At 67.2% G+C, this 19,935-nt stretch carries 16 protein-coding genes; 10 read left to right on the forward strand and 6 right to left on the reverse strand.

Annotation, left to right across the window (positions count from 1 at the left end; all coding sequences use genetic code 11):
• Window positions 1–66 precede the first annotated feature (66 nt).
• The 6 genes from AC06FA_RS15530 to AC06FA_RS15555 are packed head-to-tail and all read left to right on the forward strand — an operon-like array spanning window position 67 to window position 8,784.
• A complete protein-coding gene (locus AC06FA_RS15530; RefSeq protein WP_478069097.1) occupies window positions 67–1,674 on the forward strand; it encodes a glucoamylase family protein in 1,608 nt (535 codons plus the stop codon).
• Entirely contained in the window at window positions 1,643–3,022 is a 1,380-nt protein-coding gene (locus tag AC06FA_RS15535) for a sugar ABC transporter substrate-binding protein (protein WP_478069098.1), read from the forward strand. The genes AC06FA_RS15530 and AC06FA_RS15535 overlap by 32 nt, the downstream gene beginning before the upstream one ends.
• Window positions 3,019–3,900: a carbohydrate ABC transporter permease gene (locus AC06FA_RS15540; RefSeq protein ID WP_108750093.1), complete on the forward strand. Its 882-nt coding sequence runs from the start codon at window positions 3,019–3,021 to the stop codon at window positions 3,898–3,900. The genes AC06FA_RS15535 and AC06FA_RS15540 overlap by 4 nt, the downstream gene beginning before the upstream one ends.
• Window positions 3,897–4,733: a carbohydrate ABC transporter permease gene (locus tag AC06FA_RS15545; RefSeq protein ID WP_108750092.1), complete on the forward strand. Its 837-nt coding sequence runs from the start codon at window positions 3,897–3,899 to the stop codon at window positions 4,731–4,733. Before AC06FA_RS15540 ends, AC06FA_RS15545 begins: the two co-directional genes overlap by 4 nt.
• Window positions 4,730–7,897 carry a discoidin domain-containing protein gene (locus AC06FA_RS15550; RefSeq protein ID WP_478069099.1) on the forward strand — a complete coding sequence of 1,056 codons (3,168 nt, stop codon included), beginning with the start codon at window positions 4,730–4,732 and terminating at the stop codon, window positions 7,895–7,897. Before AC06FA_RS15545 ends, AC06FA_RS15550 begins: the two co-directional genes overlap by 4 nt.
• Window positions 7,898–7,899: 2 nt before the next feature.
• Entirely contained in the window at window positions 7,900–8,784 is an 885-nt protein-coding gene (locus tag AC06FA_RS15555; protein WP_478069100.1) for an endonuclease/exonuclease/phosphatase family protein, read from the forward strand.
• Window positions 8,785–9,144: 360 nt separating this feature from the next.
• On the opposite strand, the gene AC06FA_RS15560 is transcribed toward AC06FA_RS15555, so the two are convergent.
• Entirely contained in the window at window positions 9,145–12,426 is a 3,282-nt protein-coding gene (locus AC06FA_RS15560; RefSeq protein ID WP_478069101.1) for an Rne/Rng family ribonuclease, read from the reverse strand.
• Window positions 12,427–12,834: 408 nt separating this feature from the next.
• On the opposite strand from AC06FA_RS15560, the gene AC06FA_RS15565 reads away from it, so the two are divergent.
• On the forward strand, window positions 12,835–13,809 hold the full coding sequence (locus AC06FA_RS15565) for an RluA family pseudouridine synthase (RefSeq protein ID WP_478069102.1): 975 nt from the start codon (window positions 12,835–12,837) through the stop codon (window positions 13,807–13,809).
• Window positions 13,810–13,937: 128 nt separating this feature from the next.
• On the opposite strand, the gene zupT is transcribed toward AC06FA_RS15565, so the two are convergent.
• The 3 genes from zupT to AC06FA_RS15580 all read right to left on the reverse strand — a co-directional run bounded on the left by zupT (window position 13,938) and on the right by AC06FA_RS15580 (window position 15,609).
• Window positions 13,938–14,747, reverse strand: coding sequence for a zinc transporter ZupT (zupT, locus tag AC06FA_RS15570; protein ID WP_478069103.1), 810 nt, complete (start codon window positions 14,745–14,747; stop codon window positions 13,938–13,940).
• 98 nt (window positions 14,748–14,845) lie between these two features.
• A complete protein-coding gene (locus AC06FA_RS15575; protein WP_478069104.1) occupies window positions 14,846–15,262 on the reverse strand; it encodes an energy transducer TonB in 417 nt (138 codons plus the stop codon).
• Window positions 15,262–15,609, reverse strand: a complete 348-nt coding sequence (locus AC06FA_RS15580) for a 4a-hydroxytetrahydrobiopterin dehydratase (protein WP_478069105.1) — start codon at window positions 15,607–15,609, stop codon at window positions 15,262–15,264. Before AC06FA_RS15580 ends, AC06FA_RS15575 begins: the two co-directional genes overlap by 1 nt.
• Window positions 15,610–15,699: 90 nt before the next feature.
• On the opposite strand from AC06FA_RS15580, the gene AC06FA_RS15585 reads away from it, so the two are divergent.
• Both AC06FA_RS15585 and AC06FA_RS15590 read left to right on the forward strand, forming a co-directional pair.
• Window positions 15,700–16,299: an NfuA family Fe-S biogenesis protein gene (locus tag AC06FA_RS15585; protein WP_478069106.1), complete on the forward strand. Its 600-nt coding sequence runs from the start codon at window positions 15,700–15,702 to the stop codon at window positions 16,297–16,299.
• 10 nt (window positions 16,300–16,309) lie between these two features.
• On the forward strand, window positions 16,310–18,100 hold the full coding sequence (locus tag AC06FA_RS15590; RefSeq protein WP_478069107.1) for a hypothetical protein: 1,791 nt from the start codon (window positions 16,310–16,312) through the stop codon (window positions 18,098–18,100).
• A 78-nt stretch (window positions 18,101–18,178) separates the two neighbouring features.
• On the opposite strand, the gene AC06FA_RS15595 is transcribed toward AC06FA_RS15590, so the two are convergent.
• Window positions 18,179–18,592, reverse strand: a complete 414-nt coding sequence (locus AC06FA_RS15595) for a barstar family protein (protein WP_478069108.1) — start codon at window positions 18,590–18,592, stop codon at window positions 18,179–18,181.
• On the reverse strand, window positions 18,589–19,047 hold the full coding sequence (locus tag AC06FA_RS15600; protein ID WP_478069109.1) for a guanyl-specific ribonuclease: 459 nt from the start codon (window positions 19,045–19,047) through the stop codon (window positions 18,589–18,591). The genes AC06FA_RS15595 and AC06FA_RS15600 overlap by 4 nt, the downstream gene beginning before the upstream one ends.
• Before the next feature lie 222 nt (window positions 19,048–19,269).
• On the opposite strand from AC06FA_RS15600, the gene AC06FA_RS15605 reads away from it, so the two are divergent.
• A complete protein-coding gene (locus tag AC06FA_RS15605; protein WP_108750080.1) occupies window positions 19,270–19,881 on the forward strand; it encodes a superoxide dismutase in 612 nt (203 codons plus the stop codon).
• Window positions 19,882–19,935: the final 54 nt, after the last annotated feature.

Genomic DNA, 19,935 nt, shown 5'->3' on the forward strand with positions numbered 1-19,935 from the left:
GTAAACGATTTCAGGTGTTTGGACGTTATGCTCTTCCATCGAACAGCCCACCGGAGGAACCGCGCCATGCAGGCACGCCACCTGTTGACCGCCGCTGCGATGACCCTGGCCATCGCCGCCTGCAAACCGGCCCAGCAGGAAGCGCCTGCCAAGCCCAAGCCGCAGGTGATCCTGGTCGAGGCCGATGCACCGCCGCGGCCGATGAAGCCGGAGCTGCCGCCGCTGTTCGACGATATCGAGCGCCGCACCTTCCAGTTCTTCTGGGATACCACCAATGAACTGAACGGCCTGACCCCGGACCGCTATCCGTCGCGCCCGTTCGCCAGCATCGCCTCGGTGGGCTTTGCCCTGACCGCCTATCCGATCGGCATCGAAAACGGCTGGGTCAGCCGCAACCAGGCCATCGACCGCACCCTGACCACGCTGAAGTTCTTCCGCGATGTGCCGATGGGCCCGCAGCGCACCGGCAAGGCCGGTTACAAGGGTTTCTACTACCACTTCCTGGACATGCAGGAAGGCCGTCGCTACGACAGCTGGGTGGAACTGTCGTCGGTGGATACCGCGCTGCTGATGATGGGCGTGCTGTTCGCCCAGTCTTACTACGACGGCGACGACCCGCGTGAAAAAGAGATCCGGCAGATCGCCGACAGCCTGTACAAGCAGGTGGACTGGCCGTGGCTGCAGCAGCGCGCCCCGCTCATTTCGATGGGCTGGTTCCCGGAAAGCGGCTTCATCGACCACGACTGGATGGGCTACAACGAGGCGATGATGGTCTACATCCTCGCCCTGGGCTCGCCCAGTCACCCGGTCAGCCCGGATGCGTGGACCGTGTGGACCCGCACCTACGACAACGACTGGGGCGTGTACCAGGGCCAGGAATACCTGTCCTTCGGGCCGCTGTTCGGCCACCAGTACAGCCACGTCTGGATCGATTTCCGCGATATCCAGGACGCGTACATGCGCGAACGCGGCAGCACCTACTTCCTCAACAGCCGTTCGGCGGCGCTGGCCCAGCGTGAGTACGCCATTGCCAACCCGATGAACTGGAAGGACTACGGCGAAAACGTGTGGGGCCTGACCGCCAGCGATGGCCCGCAGAACACCACCCAGGAATACCGCGGCGAGCAGCGCCAGTTCCGCCATTACTCTTCGCGCGGCGCAGGCCTGCGCGAGAACTTCGACGACGGCACCATCGCCCCGACCGCGGCGGTGTCCTCGATCGTGTTCGCGCCGGAGGAAGTGATCCCGGCCACGGTGGAGATGCACAAGCGCTATGGCGACTACATCTACTCCAGCTACGGGTTCCTGGATTCGTTCAACCCCAGCTTCAACTACGACATTCCGATCAAGACCGGGCGCCTGGTGCCTGATCGCGGCTGGGTCGCCAGCGATTACATCGCCATCGACCAGGGCCCGATCCTGACCATGATCGCCAACTACCGCGACGATTTCGTCTGGGAAGTGATGAAGAAGAACCCGTACATCCGCAAGGGTCTGGAACGGGCAGGGTTCAGTGGTGGCTGGCTGGCGCCGGAAGGCGAATTCCAGCCGCTGCAGCTGCAGAAGGATGAGAAGGCCGCGGCGGCGCGCGCGGTGGGTATCGCAGAATCGCGCGCGGCCGCCGCGCAGGAACAGAAGAACAATGCCAACCGCAACTCGGGCCAGGGGAAGTAACAAGGTGCACGATTGGATTGACCGCCTGCGACGCCTGGCCGTGCCGGCGCTGGCCGCGCTGGCCCTGGCCGGCTGTGCGAAACCGGAGCAGGGCACCACCACGGTGCGTTTCTGGGCGATGGGCCGCGAAGCCGAAGTGGTCAGCGAGCTGATCCACGAGTTCGAGGCCGAGAACCCCGGCATCAAGGTGGACGTGCAGAACATTCCGTGGACGGCAGCGCATGAGAAGCTCTTGACCGCGTTCGCCGCCGATGGCCTGCCCGATGTCTGCCAGCTGGGCAACACCTGGGTGCCCGAGTTCGCCGAACTCGATGCGCTTACCCCGCTGCAGCCGTTCGTGCAGCGCTCGACCGTGGTTGATCCGCAGGACTATTTCCAGGGCATCTGGGATACCAACGTGATCCACGGCGAGCTGGTGGGCGTGCCGTGGTACGTCGATACGCGCCTGATCTACTACCGCAAGGACCTGCTGGCCAAGGCCGGTTTCGACCACCCGCCGCGCACCTGGGCCGAGTGGGACCAGCAGATGGCCGCGATCAAGAAGATGCAGGGCCCGAACCGCTATGCGGTGCTGATGCCGATCAACGAATTCGAGCAGCAGCTGTCGCTGGCGCTGCAGCAGCCCGATCCCCTGCTGCGCGACGATGACACCCGTGGCAACTTCGCCAGCCCCGGCTTCCGCCGCACCCTGGCGTTCTACTCGAACATGTTCGAGCAGGGCTGGGCGCCGAAGATGTCCGAAACCCAGATCTCCAACGTCTGGGATGAATTCTTCCGCGGCTTCAACGTCTTCTACATCTCCGGGCCCTGGAACATCCGCGAGTTCAAGAAGCTGCAGCCCAAGGAACTGGAAGGGCAGTGGGGCACCGCTGCGCTGCCGGGCCCGGACGGTCCGGGCGCGGGCATTGCCGGCGGCACCAGCCTGGTGATCTTCCGCAAGTCGCAGCAGAAGGAAGCGTCGTGGAAGCTGATCGAGTTCCTGTCGCGGCCGGAAATCCAGGCCCGCTTCCATTCCATCATCGGTGACCTGCCGCCGCGTCGCAGCACATGGAATGCGCCTTCGCTGGCCGGCGATCCGCTGGCGGCGGCCTTCCGTGACCAGCTGGAGCGGGTCAAGCCCACGCCGAAGGTGCTGGAGTGGGAGCGCATCGTGCAGGAAATGCGCATCGTCACCGAAAAGGTGGTGCGCGGTGGCCTGCCGCAGGACAAGGCCGTGGAAGAGCTGGACCAGCGCGTGGACAAGGTGCTGGCCAAGCGCCGCTGGATGCATGAACAACAACGCCTGCAGGGCGGCGGTGCGCAGGCACCTGCCGATGCGCCGGCCGCAGCGGCCGGGAGCCCGCAATGAAACGTACTTCGCTTGCCGGCTGGATCTTCGCCGGCCCTTCGCTGATCGTGCTGGGCCTGTTCTTCGGCCTGCCGGTGGCCTCGGCGCTCGCGCTGAGCGTGACCGACTTCGATCTGTATGCCCTGTCCGACAGCAGCAACCTGCGGTTCGTCGGCCTGGGCAATTACATCGATCTGCTGCAGACCCCGATGTTCTGGAAGTCGCTGTGGAACACCACCTACTTCGTGCTGATCGGCGTACCGCTGTCGATCGGCGTGTCGCTGGGCGCGGCGATGCTGCTGAACGCGCCGGCGGCGCGCTTCAAGGCCCTGTTCCGTACCGCGCTGTTCGCCCCGGTGGTCACCACCCTGGTGGCGGTGGCGGTGATCTGGCGCTACCTGTTCCATACCAGCTACGGTCTGGTGAACTACGGCCTGGGCCACATCGGCATCAGCCCGATCGACTGGCTGGGTGACCCGAACTGGGCCATGCCCACCATCATGCTGTTCGCCGTGTGGAAGAACTTCGGCTACAACATGGTGATCTTCCTGGCCGGCCTGCAGGCCATTCCGCACGATCTGTACGAGGCCGCCCGCATCGACGGTGCCTCGCGCTGGAAGCAGTTCCTGCACATCACCCTGCCGATGCTCGGCCCGGTGCTGCTGGTGGTCGGGGTCATTACCGTGTCCGGCTACTTCCAGCTGTTCGCCGAACCCTACGTGATGACCCGCGGCGACCCACTGCAGAGCACCGTCAGCGTGCTGTATTTCATGTTCGAGGAAGGCTTCAAGTGGTGGAACCTGGGTCGCGCCTCCGCGGTGGCGTTCCTGCTGTTCCTGATCATCCTGGCGGTGACCACCGTGATGCTGCGTTTCGGCCGCAAGAGGCAGTTGGTATGAGTCGTGAAATCGGCCAGTCGCGCTGGCACCCGTGGATGGTCAATGGTGCGTTGCTGGTGCTGGCCCTGGTCAGCCTGGCACCGCTGCTGTGGATGGTCTCGGTCTCGTTCATGCCGCAGGGCGAGGCCACCCACTTCCCACCGCCACTGCTGCCCTCGCACGTCACCACGCGCAACTACCTGGAGTTGTTCGCGCGCACCGGCATGGGCGGCAACTTCGCCAACAGCCTGCTGGTGTCGCTGGCCATCACCCTGGGCTCGCTGCTGCTCAACACCATGGCCGGCTATGCGTTCGCCAAGCTGAACTTCGTCGGCCGCGAGCGCCTGTTCCAGGTGTTGATGGCCGCGCTGGTCATTCCGGCGCAGGTGGCCATGCTGCCGCTGTTCCTGCTGATGAAGCAGCTGGGGCTGGTCAACAGCTTCGGCGGCGTGATCGTGCCGGCACTGGCCAGCGTGTTCGGCATCTTCCTGGTGCGCCAGTACGCCCGCTCCATTCCCGATGAGCTGCTGGAAGCGGCGCGCATCGACGGGGCAGGGGAGCTGCGCATCTTCTTCCAGATCGTGCTGCCGATGCTCAAGCCGGTGCTGGTGACCCTGGCGATCTTCACTTTCATGGGCGCATGGAACGATTTCATGTGGCCGTTGATCGTGTTGACCGATCAGGAGCACTACACTTTGCCGGTGGCACTGGCCACCCTCTCGCGCGAACACATCATGGACGTTGAAATGATGATGGCCGGCGCGGTGGTTACCGTGGTTCCGGTGCTGGCCCTGTTCCTGGTGCTGCAGCGGTACTACATCCAAGGTCTGTTGCTGGGGAGTGTGAAGGGATGAAGCGTGCGATCGCCGTTGGATTGGGCCTGCTGTGGTCTTCCCTGGCGATCGCCGCACCACCGGCGCTGCCTGCGCCGAAGGTGATTGATGACTTCGACGACATCGGCGCCTGGAAACTGGTGCTGTCCGACCAGGTCAGTGGTTCGCTGCGCCCGGTCACCGTGCCGGGCGGTGGCCGCGCGCTGTGCCTGGACTACGATTTCCACAAGGTTTCCGGTTATGTCGGCCTGCGTCGCGCGCTGAACATCGAATACCCGGTCAACTACCGGTTCGGTTTCCAGCTGCGCGGCGATTCGCCGGGCAACGATCTGCAGTTCAAGCTGATCGACGCCAGCGGTGACAACGTCTGGTGGGTCAACCGGCCCGGTTACAGCTTCCCCAAGGCATGGACGGCGGTGGAATACCGCCGCCGCCAGATCGACAAGGCCTGGGGCCCGTCGGCCGAGAAGGAGATGGCCCGCAGCGCGGCGATCGAGTTCACCATCTACAGCAAGGTGGGCGGGCGCGGCACGGTGTGCTTCGACAAGCTCACCCTGCAGGGCCTGCCCGCGCCGGACACCTCGCCGCTGCACCCGGCGGTGATTGCCGATACCGCCCCTGCGCTGCAGGACCGCATGATCGACGGCAAGAGCGATACCTTCTGGATCAGCGGCGGGGTCAAGCAGCAGACCATCAGCCTGGACCTGCACGACACGCGCGAGATCGGCGGTGCGGTGATCGACTGGCTGCCCAGCCTGGAAGCGAACCGCTACACCGTGCGTACCTCGCAGGACGGCCGCGACTGGCGCACCGTGCGCGAAGTGACCAGCGGCGGCGGCGGCCGGGACTGGCTGGCGTTGCCCGACACCGACGCGCGCTACGTGCGCTTCGATCTGCAGGGTGGCCCGAACTGGCGCTACGGCATTCGTGACATCGCGCTGAAGCCGCTGGCCTTCGCGGCTACCCCCAACGCCTTCCTGTCGTCGGTCGCGGCGGACCTGCCGCGCGGTGCGCTGCCGCGTGCGTTCGTTGGCGAACAGCCCTACTGGACCCTGCTCGGTTTGGATGGTGGCCAGGAACAGGCGCTGATCAGCGAAGACGGCGCGCTGGAGCCGGCCAAGGGCAGCTTCAGCATCGAGCCGTTCATCCGCCTGGATGGAAAGCTGCTGGACTGGTCCAGCGTAGCGACCACCCAGTCGCTGCAGGACCGCTACCTGCCCATCGCCACTGTGGACTGGGTGCATGAGAAGGCAGGGCTGTCGGTGACCGGCTTCGTGCAGGGCACGCCGGAGCGCGCGCAGCTGATCGGGCGCTACCGGTTGAGCAACCCGGACAAGGTCGCCCACGAATACACCCTGGCGCTGGCGATCCGCCCGTGGCAGGTCAATCCGCCCACCCAGTTCCTCAATACCACCGGCGGCTACAGCCGCATCGAAAGCCTGGACGTGGGCGACCAGCTGGTGCGCATCAACGGCGAGCCGCGCGTGTATCCGCTGCAGGTGCCCGATGCGCGGTTTGCCAGCACGTTCGATGGCAAGCTGGATGCGATGCACCTGGCCTCGGGGAAGTTCCCGGCGACCACGGCGGTGAAGGATTCCACCGGCCTGGCCTCCGGCGCCCTGCTGTACACCATCAAGCTCGAGCCCGGGCAGAGCCGCGAGGTGGCCGTGGTGCTGCCGCAGACCGGCGGCTGGAAGCCGCAGGCGCTGGACGTGGCCAAGGCCCAGCAGCAGGTCGCGGCGATGTGGCGCGACAAGCTGGGCGTGGTGTCGCTGCAGGTGCCGGCCGCCGGCCAGCCGCTGGTGGAGACCCTGCGCACGGCCGTGGCCCACATGCTGATTTCGCGGGTGGGGCCGCGCCTGCAGCCGGGCACGCGCTCTTATGCACGCAGCTGGATCCGCGACGGCGCGATGATTTCCGAAGGGCTGCTGCGCATGGGCCGCAGCGACGCGGTGCGTGACTACGTGAACTGGTATGCGCCCTTCCAGTTCGAGAACGGCAAGGTGCCGTGCTGCGTGGATGCCCGCGGCAGCGACCCGGTGCCGGAGAACGACAGCCACGGCGAACTGATCTACAACATCGCCGAATACTGGCGCTATACCGGCGATGGCACCTTCCTGGAACTGATGTGGCCGCACGTGCAGGGCGCCTACCAGTACATGGAACAGCTGCGTGCCAGCGAGCGCACCGAAGAGAACCGTGCGCGCAATCCCGCCTTCTACGGCATGATGCCGGCCTCGATCAGCCACGAAGGCTATTCGGCCAAGCCGATGCATTCGTACTGGGACAACTTCTGGGCGCTGCGTGGCTACAAGGACGCGGCGATCATCGCCGCCCAGCTGGGCAAGCTTGAAGCCATGCAGATCAGTGAATCGCGCGACCAGTTCCGTGATGACCTGCAGGCGTCGCTGCAGTCGGCCATGCAGCAGCATCGCATCGACTTCCTGCCGGGCTCGGCCGAGCTGGGCGATTTCGATGCCACCTCCACCACCATCGCCCTGGCGCCGGGCGGCGAGCAGGGGCGCTTGCCGCAGCAGGCGCTGGATGCCACGTTCGAGCGCTACTGGAGCGAGTTCGTGGCACGCCGCGACGGCAAGCGCGAGTGGAAGGATTACACCCCCTACGAGTGGCGCAACGTGGCCGCGTTCGTGCGCCTGGGCTGGCGTGACCGCGCCTGGCAGGCCACCCAGTTCTTCTTCAAGGACCGCGCGCCGCAGGCCTGGAACCAGTGGGCCGAGGTGGTCTCGCGCACGCCGCGCAAACCGTTCTTCGTCGGCGACCTGCCGCACGCCTGGGTGGCTTCGGATTTCGTGCGCTCGGCGCTGGACATGTTCGCCTACAACCGCGATCTGGACGATGCGCTGGTACTGGCGGCGGGTGTTCCCACGGCCTGGTTGCAGGGCGAGGGCATCGCCGTGCAGGGCCTGCGCACGCCGCAGGGCCAGTTGAACTACCGCCTGCAGCGCAACGACAAGCAGCTGGTGCTGGAGGTGCAGCCCGGCCTGTTGCCGCCGGTGGGCGGGGTCGTGCTGCCGTGGCCCTACAGCGGCGAACCCGGTGCGGCGACCGTCAATGGCGAGCCGGCGGAATGGGTGGACAACGAACTGCACGTGCATGCGCTGCCTGCGCGTGTGGAAATTGAAGTGCCAAGCGCGGTGCGCCGCGCCGAACGCAAGGGGCAGTAAACATGGCGTTGAAGCAGGGGAGGGCGCGCGTGGCACTGCGCGCCCTGGGGCTGGCGATGGCACTGGCATTGCCCGCGTTGGCGGTGGCGCAGCAGGCAGGTGAACCTGCCGTTGCGCAGGCATCGACCGCGCCCGGCATGGGCATGGTGACCTTCAACCTGCACCATGACCGCGAGGACTGGCCGACCCGGCGCCGCACGATCGTGGCCGAGCTCAAGCGCCTGCAGCCCGATGCCATTGCACTGCAGGAAGTGATCCAGCGCCGTAATGTGCGCAACCAGGCACAGTGGCTGGCCAGCCAGCTCGGTTACAAGTACGTCTTCGTATCCACTGATCCGGTGGGGGCACCCAAGCGCTACGGCAACGCTCTGCTGACCCGGCGCCCGATCCTGGCCCACGGCGAGCACCTGCTGCAGCCGCTGGATGACTACCGCACCGTGGCCCACCTGCGCATCGACGTGGACGGGCAGCCGGTGAACGTCTATGCCACGCATCTGAACGAACGCAGTGACGAGCGCGGTCAGGGCATCCGCCGCAGCCAAGTGGAAGACCTGCTGCGCTTCATCACCGAAACCTCGGCCGGTGCGCCGGTGGTGATCGCCGGTGACTTCAACGCGCTGGTGGATGCCGGCGACCTGAGCGAACTGCGCAGCCATTACGGCGACAGCTACGGCAGCGTGCACGTGAACACCGACCTGGCCGGTGTGAGTACGTTGAACCGGCACTACTACCAGGCGCCCTCGCGCATCGACCACATCTTCTTCCAGCAGGACCGGATGGTCGCGCGCGAAGCAAAGATCCTGTTCGATCAGCCCGACGACAGCGGTCGCTGGGCATCGGACCACTACGGCGTGTGGACCCGCCTGCAGTTCGCCCCAGCGCGCTGACGCCACTGGTAGGTGCCAACCGTGGTTGGCACGGACGCACCTGCGCGCGGTGAAGCAAAGGCGCTCTGGTAGGTGCCGACCTTGGTCGGCACGGACGCATCCGCGCGCGGTGAATCAAAGGCAGTACCGCACCCGTGCTCTGGTAGGTGCCGACCTTGGTCGGCACGGGCGTATCCGCGTGCGATGAATCAAAGTGCCAACCAAGGTTGGCACCTACCAAGCAAGCACAGACCCACCTGCGCGAGGTGAATCAAGGTGCCAACCCAGGTTGGCAGCGACCAAGGCCGTACGGGCCGCACAAACAAAAACGGCGGGGATCATCGATCCCCGCCGTTTCGTTTTCACGCGATCAAAGAACGATCAGTTCGCCGGCGGCGTGCGCTTGGCGGCGTCTTCGTCTTCGTCCGACGCCTGTGCTTCTGCAGCCTGGCTGGCTGCATCGGCGTGGCCATCGGCCACCGGGTCGATCGACGGCGTCACCACGGCTTCCGCAACCGGTGCGGCGGCTTCGACCGGAGCGGCCTCCACCACGACCGGGGCGACCGGCTGCTCAACAACCGGCTGAACGTCGACGACCGGTGCAGCTTCAACGACCGGTGCGGCGATCGGGGCGGTTTCGACCACCGGAGCCGACTCAACGGCGACCGGGGCGGTTTCGATCACCGGGGCGGCGTCGGTCACGACCGGAGCGGCTTCCACCACGGGAGCGGCTTCAGCCACGGCCGGGGCCACGTCAGCCACTGGAGCGGCTTCAACCACGACCGGCTTGGCTTCAGCCACCGGGGCTGCCGGCGCGACCGGCTGCACCGGGGTGGCTGCATCGATGGCATCCAGCATGCTGGTCTGCACCGGGGTCGGCTTCGGCTGTTCCGGCTGCGGAGCGGCTTCGCGGGCCACCGGCACGTCCACGGACTGCACTTCGGCAACGGCTTCCAGCACGGCGCTGCTGACCGCAGCCACGGGTGCGGCAGCGGCGACAGCGGCCGGTGCGCGCGCGGGCTTTTCGGCCTCTGCGTGGGCCGGTTCGATTTCGTCGTCGAAATCGAATTCCGGCTGCGAACGCGCCGGCTGCTGCGCGGCGACCGGGGCGGGAGCGGTGCCCTCGCGGTTCGGTTCGGCCACGTCCTGCTCTTCGCCCTCGTCGCCGTCATCCTGGTCATCGCCCAGCACATCGGAGCCGTTGGCGTTCTCGGCGCCACCGCGACGACGACGACGGCCACCGCGACGGCCGCGACGACGGCGGGTCGCGCCTTCGCCAGCCTGCTCGCCGTTGGCGGCGTCTGCTGCAGTCTCTTCATCGCCGGCCACCACGCCTTCGACCTCAGCGGTCGCGGGCGGGGTCGTATCAGCGGGGGCCTCGACCTGCGCTGCCGGAGCGGCAACCGGGGTGGCTACCGGTGCGGTGGCTTCCTGCGCGGTGACCACGTTGGCGGCCACGTTGGCGGCCACGGCAGTGGCGGCGACCGCGGCGGCCGGTGCGGCTTCGACGGCCTCCTCGGCCACGTTGCGCTGCGGCTTGTCGGTCGGCTTCTCACCATCCTGCGGACGCGGCTGGCGCGGCTGCTTCAGCTTCGGCTGCTGCTGACCCTGACCCTGACCCTGGTTCTGGTTCTGGCCCTGCTGCTCGTTGCGCGGCTTGTTCTGCTGCGGCTGCTGGGCAGCGTCCTTCTGCTGCTTGCCCTGCTGCGGCTGCTGCTGCGCATTGCCGTTGTTGTTGCGGCCGTCCTTGCGCTGTTCGTTGCGGTCCTTGCGGTTGCCGCCGTCCTTCTGCGCGTTGCCGTTGCCACCGTTACCACGGTTTTCGTCGCGGCGGTCCTTGTTGCGGTCCTTGTTGCGATCCTTGTTGCGGTCCTTGCGCTGGCCGCCGTCCTGCTGCGGCTGGCGTGCGACCGGGGCCGGCGCGGCGGCCGGAGCCGGTTCGCCGCCAAAGATGCGCTTCAGCCAGCCGACCACGCCGCCGCTGCTGGCAGCGGCCGGGACAGCTGCAGCCACCGGGGCCGGGGCCGGGGCGGCCGCCGGTTCGGCTTCGGCACGCACCGGGGCCGGCGCGGTGTGCTTGACCTGGGTGACCGCCGGCGGCGGGATGTTCAGCTGGCCCTTGGTCAGGGCATGCACCGGCAGCTTGCGCGGGGTGCCGCGCTGGTAGCTGGGCTTGTTGCTCTCTTCACCCAGCTCGTTCTCGCGCAGGCGGGTAACGGTGTAGTGCGGGGTGTGCAGCTGCTCGTCGGCAACGATCACGATCGGCGCTTCGTGGCGGCGTTCGATCTCGCGCAGCGCGCTGCGCTTCTCGTTCAGCAGGTAATTGGCGATCTCCACCGGGGCCTGTACCAGCACCTGCCCGGTGTTTTCCTTCATCGCATGCTCTTCGGCGACGCGGATGATCGACAGCGACAGCGACTCGACGCTGCGCATGCGGCCATGGCCATCGCAGCGCGGGCAGACGATCTGGCTGGATTCGCCCAGACTCGGGCGCAGGCGCTGGCGGCTCATTTCCAGCAGGCCGAAGCGCGAGATGCGGCCGACCTGCACGCGTGCGCGGTCGTACTTCAGCGCGTTGGCCAGGCGGTTCTCGACCTCGCGCTGGTGCTTGTTGGAGGCCATGTCGATGAAGTCGATCACCACCAGGCCGCCCAGATCGCGCAGGCGCAGCTGGCGGGCCACTTCCTCGGCCGCTTCCAGGTTGGTCTGGAAGGCGGTGTCCTCGATGTCGCTGCCCTTGGTGGCGCGCGAGGAGTTCACGTCCACGGCGGTCAGCGCTTCGGTCTGATCGACCACGATCGAGCCGCCCGACGGCAGGCGCACGTTGCGCTCGTAGGCACCTTCGATCTGCGATTCGATCTGGAAGCGGTTGAACAGCGGGATGTCGTCCTTGTAGTGCTTGAGCTTGCGCAGGGTCTGCGGCATCACCTGCTGCATGAATTCCTTGGCGTGCTCGTACATCTCCTCGGTGTCGACCAGGATCTCGCCGATGTCGGCGCGCAGGTAGTCACGCAGGGCGCGCACGATCAGGCGCGATTCCTGGTAGATCAGGAACGGCGCCGGCTTGCTCAGGGCGGCTTCGGCAATGGCGCGCCAGACGCTCAGCAGGTAGTCCAGATCCCACTGCAGCTCTTCGGCATCGCGGCCGACGCCGGCGGTGCGGATGATCACGCCCATGTCGTCGGGGATGTTCAGCTTGTCCAGGGCGTCCTTCAACGCGGCCCGGTCTTCGCCCTCGATGCGACGGGAAACACCACCGGCGCTGGGCGAATTCGGCATCAGCACCATGTAGCGGCCGGCCAGGGAGATGAACGTGGTCAGGGCGGCGCCCTTGTTGCCACGCTCTTCCTTGTCGACCTGCACGACCACTTCCTGGCCTTCTTTCAGCAGCTCGCGGATGCCGGCCTTGTTGTGGTCGACACCGGCCTGGAAGTAGTCGCGGGAGATTTCCTTCAGCGGCAGGAAGCCGTGACGGCCGCCGCCGTATTCGACGAAGGCCGCTTCCAGCGAGGGCTCGATGCGGAAGATCCGGCCCTTGTAGATGTTGGACTTCTTCTGTTCCTTGGACGGCTGCTCGATATCGATGTCATACAACGACTGGCCATCGACGATGGCAACACGCAGCTCTTCGGCCTGCGTGGCGTTGATCAGCATTCGCTTCATTCTTGCGTTCCTCGCAAGCGGCTACCGCGCGGAACGCCATGGGGTTTCGCCTCTGGATACGGCTCGCCGCCCATTCGCGCATGCGCGGGGAGGGCAGCTTCGGTTTCCAGCGCTACGACACCACGGCAGGCCGCGGGAGCGCTTCACTCTTATGGGTTTTGGGGTGTTGCAGGGCCGCAGGCAGCTGTCAGCCAGGCTGGAGCGCCACGCGGGACATGTTCAGCTCGGTTGCGTGTCAGGCATCCGGCGATGGCCGGGAAGGCCGGTGAGCCGCTAACATGGCCGCCCCGCGGGCGGTGGTCGCGCACTGTGCCGGATTCGTCGGAAGCCGGGCTTCTGGCCCTGAGTAACTTCCAACGAAATCAATCCCTTATCTCGCCCCCCGAGTGTAACAGAATAAACAGCCCGATGACTGCCTCAGACCCCACCAAGCCCGCCGGCGACAAGCCTTCCGTGCGCATGATCACCGTTCCCGAGGACCGCGCCGGCCAGCGGCTGGACAATTTCCTGCTGGGCCAGCTGAAGGGCGCCCCGCGCAGCCTGGTCTACAAGCTGGTGCGCAGCGGCCAGGTCCGTGTGAACGGCGGCCGCGCCAAGGCCGAACGCAAGCTGGAGGCGGGCGACGAGGTGCGTGTGCCGCCGGTCCGTCTCACTGAAGAGGGAGACAAGGCTGGCCCGCCGGAGGCGTTCATGCGCCGGCTGGAGCAGGCCATCGTGTTCGAGGACGCGCGCCTGCTGGCCCTGAACAAGCCCACCGGGGTGGCCAGCCACGGCGGCAGCGGCATCAGCTTCGGCGCCATCGAAACCCTGCGGGCGCTGCGCCCGGGGCAGACCCTGGAGCTGGTCCACCGGTTGGATCGCGACACGTCGGGCCTGCTGATCGTGGCCAAGAAGCGTTCAGCGCTGAGCGAACTGCAGGCCTTGCTGCGTGAAGACCACGGCGCCGGCATCCGCAAGCGCTACCTGACCCTGCTGGCCGGGCGCATGCCCGACGGCGTAATGACGGTGGACGCCCCGCTGCACGTGGGCCTGCGCCAGGGCGGCGAGCGTCATGTGCAGGTGAATGCGATCGGCAAGGAATCGATCAGCCACTTCCGTGTGCTGGAGCGGCGCGGCGGGCATTCCTACTGCGAGGTGCGCATCGAGACCGGGCGCACCCACCAGATCCGCGTGCATGCCCAGCACCTGGGGCATCCGGTGGCCGGTGATGACAAGTACGGCGATCCTGCCGTCAACAAGCGGCTTCGTGAGCAGATCGGGCTGAAGCGCCTGTTCCTGCACGCGGCCTCGCTGGAGTTTGCGCTGGACGCGGGCAAGACCCCGTACGTGCTGAACGCGCCATTGGCCGACGAGCTGGTCGAGGCGCTGGACCGCCTGAAATAACCCTTGTAGCGTCGAGCCATGCTCGACGGCTGTTCGGCCGGGTCGCGGAAAGCCAGTCGAGCATGGCTCGACTCCACAAGGGCGGGGCGGTAGAACCACGCCATGCGTGGATGTGCGTTACGAGGCCGTCACCACTTGAACAGCACCAGGCTGATCGCCAGCGTGCCCATGCCGGCCACCAGCCCGTACACGGTCTCGTGGCCCTTGGCGTAGCGCTTGGCCGCCGGCAGCAGCTCGTCCAGCGCCAGGAACACCATCACCCCGGCAATCAGCCCGAACACCCAGCCGAACGTGGCATGCGACAGCGAGCCCTTCAGCAGGAAATAGCCGATCACCGCGCCCACCGGTTCGGCCAGGCCTGACAGCAGGCTGGCCGCGAAGGCGTGCAGCTTCTCCTGCGTGGCGAAATAGACCGGCACCGCGATCGCGATGCCCTCGGGGATGTTGTGGATGGCAATGGCAAACGCCAGCGGCATGCCGACCGACGGGCTTTCCAGGGTGGCGAAGAAGGTCGCCAGGCCTTCCGGGAAGTTGTGCGCGGTGATGGCGATGGCCGTCAGCAGTCCCACCCGCTTGATGTACGCCTTGTTGTTGTCGCGGAACGACGGGTCCTGCTTGTCCAGCGTCTCATGCGGGTTGGGAATCAAGTGGTCGATGACCACGATTGCCAGCATGCCAAGCAGGAACGCCATCGTGCCGTAGGTGAAACCGCTGCGTTCACCGTAGGCCAGGGAGAAGGAGTCGATCGCCTTGTTCAGGATTTCCGACAGGGAGACATAGACCATCGCGCCGCCGGCGAAGGCCAGGCCGAAGGCCAGCAGCCGCGGGTTGGGCCGGCGCGAGAACAGCACCAGCAGGCTGCCGATGGCGGTAGCCAGGCCGGCCGCCAGGGTGACGGCCAGGGCCATCCAGATGTTTTCAGGGGGGATCTGCAGCATGTGCCGACGCGTTCCAGGGGTTCAGTCAACCGCCCCGGCAGCAACCGGGGCGGCAAGGGCGAGGCGGGCGTCGGCTGGCCTCGTCGCAGTCAGCGCGCTCAGCCGCCGCGGCGGGCGCGCTCTTCAATGGCAAAGCACTGGTCGGGCTTGGGCTGCGGCGGGTTGAAGCTGACCGGCACCTGGATCGTGGCCGGGACCGCGGCACCGTTGCGGGTGGCGGCCTTGAACTGCCAGCCCTGCACCGCGGTGCGGGCCAGCTCGTCCAGCTGCGGGTTGCCCGCGCCGGTCAGCAGGGTGACTTCGCTGGGCTTGCCGTCGGTGCCGATCACTACCTTGAAGGTGCTGGTGCCGCCAACGCCCAGGCAGGCCAGTTCCAGCGGGTACTGCGGCGGCGGGGTCTTCACTGCGGCCACTTCGGTGGGCGGGGTGGCCGGCGCTGCCGGGGGCTCTGCGCCGCCGCAGCCGGCCAGGCCGGTGGCAGCCAACAGGGAAAGGCTCAGCAGTCGCACGTTCATCACAGTTGCTCCGTCAGGGCCGAAGTCTTGGCCGCACAGATGAAGTCGTTCTCGCTCAGGCCGCCCACGTCGTGGGTGGAATAGCGCACGACGGCGCGGTCGTAGTGCACGCCCAGGTCCGGGTGGTGGTCCTCGTGGTGGGCGATCCAGGCCAGCGCGTTCACGAAGGCCATGGTCTGGTAATAGTTCTTGAAGCGGAACGTGCGCACCAGCGCCTGGCCGGCCTCGGCCAGCTCCCAGCCCGGTACCTGCGGCAGCAGCTCGGCCAGGCGGGCTTCGCCCAGCTTGTGGTCGCTGCCCTTTCGCGGCACGCAGCGCGCCTGTGCCAGCGGAATCAGGTCGGACATGGGTTCCTCCACCTCGTGTTGACTGAACAATGCGCCGGACAGTGTATAAATCGAATGAGCGGCCGACGCTGACTTGGCTAGAATAGCCTGATGATCCAGATCTCCGACACTGCCCAGACCCATTTCCGCAAGCTGATCGAACGTGAGGGTGTGCCCGGCATGGGCGTGCGCCTGAGCGCCGTCGACCCCGGCACCCCACGCGCCGATGCGCGCCTGGAGTTCGCCGAGCCGGCCGATCTGCTGGGCGACGAATGGGCCGTGGATTGCGACGGCTTCACCCTGTACGTCGATGCCACCAGCGTCGGCTGGCTCGATGGCGCGGAAATCGACATCGTGGCCGGCACCGCGGGTACCCAGCAGCTCACCATCAAGGCCCCGCGCATCAAGGGTGAAGCGCCCGGTGAAGCGGCGTCGCTGGTGGAGCGCGTGCATTGGGTGGTGGAAAACGAGGTGAATCCGCAGCTGGCGTCGCACGGTGGCAAGGTGGCCGTGCAGGAAGTCTCGGCCGACGGCGTGGTACTGCTGCGCTTCGGCGGTGGCTGCCAGGGCTGCGGCATGGCCGACGTGACGCTGAAGCAGGGCATTGAGAAAACCCTGATGGGCCGGGTGCCGGGCGTGACGGCGGTGCGTGACGCCACCGACCACGACAGCGGCCACGCGCCGTACATTCCCCGCGGCAACGCCGCCTGACCGGCACCGCGTGCCTCTGCCCAGGGCTGAGCAACTTGTCGATGTGCTGCTGGCACGCCAGCAGCACCGTCTCATTCTCGAAAAGCACACCCGCCTGCCCTATGGCTGGGCGATCTGGCTGCGCTCGCTGAAGCCACTGCCACGCCTGTTCCATGCCGGCGATGTGATTGCGGTGCTGCTGCCTCGGCCGTTGCCGGGGCGGCCGGGCCGGTTGCCGGCGCTGTCGCCCTGGAATGCGGCGCGCCGCTTGTTCTGGCAGGACTGGGAGCCGGCGCCGCGTGACCAGCGCTGGATGCGCTGGACCTCGGCCGTGCTCAGTGCCTTGCTGCACCTGTTGTTCTTCCTGCTGCTGCTGTGGGTGGCGGTGATCCGCACCACCGAGCCTGATGAAGACGGGGCCGAAGGCGAGCGGGTGCAGATTGAATTCATCGGCGCCGGCGCGCAGGAGGGCGGCGGCGAGCAGGCCGGTGCCGAAGCCGCGACCGCCGCAGCGACCGCCGGTTCCAGTGCCGCGAGCGGTGAGCCCGGCGCTGCGGCGACCGCGCCGCAGCCGCAGCCGGAACCGCAGCCTCAGCCCGTTGCGGCTGCGCCGACGGCGGCGCCACCGGCCGAGGCCAGTGCGCCGCCGGTGGCAGAGCCGACCCCCGTCGTGGAGACCGCGCCGCCTGCCCCGGTGCAGGCCACCGAGGTTGCCCAGGCAACGTCCGATTTCGTGGTGCCACCGGTTGTGGTGCCGCGTACCGAGGTAAGCGTGGTGCCGCGCACTGTCACCCCCAGTGTGGCCGAACGCAGCGTGCCGCTGCTGCAGGCGCCGGCCGCCCCGGCGCCGGTGGCTGCGCCGCAGGTGGTCGTGCAGACCCGCGCACCGCGCGATATCCAGGTGCGCGAACGCGAAGTGGCCGTGGTGGATGCCCCGGTCGTGGCGCCGCAGCCGGTGCGCAGCGTGGAGGTGCCGGTGTCGATGCCGCAGCGCGAGGTGCAGGTGCGCGAACGCGAAGTGCAGGCGGTGGTGGATCCGCAGGTGCGCATGGCGACCGTGGCCGGCCGCGAGCCAGCCGTGCGTGCGCCGCAGGGCCGCGACGTGCAGGTGCGTGAGCGCGCGGTCGCCGCTGCGCCGGCTGCCGCGCCGTCATCGACCACCGGTAGTGGTGCTGCCCAGACACAGGCTGCGGCGGCCACGGCAGCGAACGCGGCGGCACAGAGCGCGGCCAGCGCGGCGGCCAGTGCTGCGCCCACTGCCGCCGCAAAACCGGCACAGGCCGGCGCGCGGCCGGCACCGACGCCGGGCAACTGGGCCACCCCGGCGCGCGGTGACGATTGGGGCGCCTCCACTCGCAACCGCGACGGCGCCTCGCAGGGCAACCGCCAGGCCAACCGCAGTGGCCAGGGCGAGGGCTTGTTCAACGCCGACGGCAGCGTGCGCGTGCCGGGCCAGGACGGCGCAGGTGCTGCCGAGCGCGGCGCCCCGGGCGGCGCCAACGATGGCTGGAGCAAGGAGCGCATCGCCCAGTCCGGCACCTGGCTCAAGCGCCCGCCGTATGACTACACGCCCACCTCGTTCGACAAGTACTGGGTGCCGCAGGAATCGTTGCTGGCAGAGTGGGTGCGCAAGGGCATCAAGGCGATGGAGATTCCGTTGCCGGGGACCAGCACGAAGATTTCCTGCGTGATCTCGATCCTGCAGGCCGGTGGCGGCTGTGGCCTGAGCGACCCGAACATGCAGGACCAGCCTGCCATCGCACGACCGCCGCCGGATATCCCGTTCAAGAAAGAACTACAGGAAGATAACGGCAGCCGGTAACGGGGCTGCCGCGTCGCGCTACCCGCTCTGCAGTAGATCCACGCCATGCGTGGATGAACCGCCGACGTTGCCCGGTCCTCACTCGCTCTGCGACAGGAACACCCAGAACGGAACATCGCGGCCCACCCAGTCCCGGCAAGCCTCATCCAGCACGTCCAGCAGCGTGTCGAAGTCCTTGCCGGCCTCGGCGCGCAGGGTATCCACGTCGGCCAGGAACAGCGCATAGCCGGGTGCCGGCAGCCACTGCAGGTCGCGCAGATTGTCGGAAAGGGCATCCCAGTTGCCGCCGAAGCCGGCAGGGAAATCCAGCTGTGCCGACAGCCGCGCCAGCAGCGTGCGCTTGTCGGCCACGCCCTGCAGGTCGATGCGCACGACCTTCAACTGGGCATCGCGCATGGCCGCAGCCAGCGCGGCGATATCGCCGGTGTCGATGGCGTAGACGCCGGCATTGTTGATGTCGTGCAGGCCGAGGCCGAAATCATCGTGGCTCATGGGCGGTCTCCGGAAGCGGGTACGGTGAAACTGCGGAACGATTCGTAGTGGTCATCGGTGTAGTACCAGGCCTGGGCCGGGTCGCCACCGGTGACGATGCGGCGCGCGCCGCGGTTGCGTGCGCCCGGGGTGTCGACGGTGTATTCGCGGTAATAGCCGCGATCGCGCGGCGGCAGCCGCTGTTCGCGGTTGCCGAACGTGCTGCCATCCTGGCGGTGCGGGAACGGGCCGCCGCGCTGGATGAGCGCGATCGTCTGCCGTGCCTCGGCCGGCAGGAAGGCGGGCAGGGTGTGCTTGTTGCTGCTGTTCTGGGGCGTCGCTGCCGCCGGTGCCGCCGCTTGACCGGCAAGGCTGGGCGCGAACTGCGGCGGCGCCGGTCGCTGCAGGAAATGGTTGGCCAGCAGCCCCAGCAGCAGCAGGGCGATGGCAGTGATCAACAGCCGGGGATTGCGCATGGGCAGGTGGGACCAGGAAGGTGCGTGCACTGTAGCGCCTGTGCGCTGCATCGCGCATGAGGACGGCGGCAACGTCACAGTCGGGTAACAATTGCCGAAGGGCTCACCCGCAGGACGCAATTTCCTTTACATCCCCCTTGGTAATCTGCGCGTCTGTCCCCATCATTCAACGCGCACTGCCCGGCGATACCGCTGGCTACCCTCGCTATCAGGAGATGCATCATGGCCTACACCCTGCCCAAGCTGTCCTACGCCTACGACGCTCTGGAACCGCATATCGATGCGGCGACGATGGAAATCCATCACACCAAGCACCACCAGACCTACATCAACAACGTCAACGCGGCGCTGGAAGGCACTGAGTACGCCGACCTGCCGGTGGACGAGCTGGTGAAGAAGCTGAAGTCGCTGCCGGAAAACCTGCAGGGCCCGGTGCGCAACAACGGTGGCGGCCATGCCAACCACTCGCTGTTCTGGACCGTGATGGCGCCCAACGCCGGTGGCAACCCGGTGGGCGACGTGGCCAAGGCCATCGACAAGGACCTGGGCGGCTTCGACAAGTTCAAGGATGCCTTCACCAAGGCCGCACTGACCCGCTTCGGCAGCGGCTGGGCCTGGCTGAGCGTCACCCCGGACAAGAAGGTCGTGGTTGAAAGCACCGGCAACCAGGACAGCCCGCTGATGGAAGGCAACACGCCGATCCTGGGCCTGGACGTGTGGGAACACGCGTACTACCTGAAGTACCAGAACCGCCGCCCGGAATACATCGGCGCGTTCTTCAACGTCATCGACTGGAACGAAGTCGAGCGTCGTTACCAGGAAGCGATCGCCTGATCGCGGTACTGGGATGAAACGAAGAGGCCGGGGGAAACCCCGGCCTTTTCATTT

Source organism: Stenotrophomonas sp. Steno-C17 (genome assembly GCF_056393165.1).